This is a genomic window from Zavarzinella formosa DSM 19928 (assembly GCF_000255705.1).
Lineage (GTDB): Bacteria > Planctomycetota > Planctomycetia > Gemmatales > Gemmataceae > Zavarzinella > Zavarzinella formosa.
Genome location: NZ_JH636444.1, coordinates 629,529 through 630,494, shown reverse-complemented (window position 1 = coordinate 630,494; position 966 = coordinate 629,529). Strand labels below are relative to the sequence as shown.

1 protein-coding gene is annotated in these 966 nt (G+C 70.0%); it reads left to right on the top strand.

The genetic code is table 11. The features are described from left to right. Window positions 1–890, top strand: an 890-nt coding sequence (locus BGIM_RS65075; protein ID WP_020473699.1) for a tetratricopeptide repeat protein, incomplete at its 5' end; no start/stop codon positions are given. Window positions 891–966 lie beyond the last annotated feature (76 nt).

The window sequence follows — 966 nt, the reverse complement described above, 5'->3', positions numbered from 1 at the left end:
AGGACGAGGCGGCGGCCGTCGCCTGCCAGCGCCAGGCCGCCGGACTCGGCCATGCGGGGGCGATGAACTGTCTCGGGGAATGCCTCTCCCAGGGCCGGGGGGTGACGGCGGATGACATAGAGGCGGCGGAGTGGTTTCGCAAGGCGGCGGCGGCCGGGCATGCCCGGGCCATGTACAACCTCGGCGTTTGTCATCTCAACGGACTCGGGATGGCGGCCGACGAGCGGAAGGCGACGGACTGGTATCGCCGGTCGGCGGCCCTCGGGGAGGTGATGGCCCTGAATGACCTCGGCGTCTGTCTGCAACTGGGGACGGGCGTGGACAAGGACGTGCGGGCGGCGGCCGGCTGTTTTCGCCGGGCCGCCGACCGGGGTGTGCCGCTGGCGATGAATAATCTCGGTTTCTGCCATGCCAGCGGGATTGGTGTCGTGAGGGACGAGAAAGAGGCGGTCGCCTGGTACCGGAAGGCCGCCGGCCTCGGAAACGGGCCGGCGATGCACAATCTCGGAGCCTGCCTTCTCCACGGCCACGGCGTGGCCAAGGACGAGAAGGAGGCGGCCGGCTGGTTTCGCCAGGCCGTTAGCCGGGGCGTGCCGGAGGCGGCGGGCAACCTCGGATTCTGCCACCTCCGGGATTTGGGCGTGGAAAAGGACGAGAAAGAGGCGGCGGGCTGGTATCGCCGGGGCGCCGAACTCGGGGACGTTTCGTCGATGCACGATTTCGGGCTGTGCCTGCTCGACGGCATCGGCGTGGCCCGGGATGACAAGGAGGCGGCCGCATGGCTTCGCAAGGCCGCCGACAAGGGGCATGAAAAGGCCCGCGACCTGCTCGGTCGAATGGCGAAGGAAGGATTGATCCCGCCGCCGGGCCCGGGGCCGGCTGACCGGTAAAAAAAACGGCCGGCGCCGCCCGGCCACCGGACGGCGCGGGAGCAGGCTGGCATGGCGGCCGGGGAGTCTTCGGAGT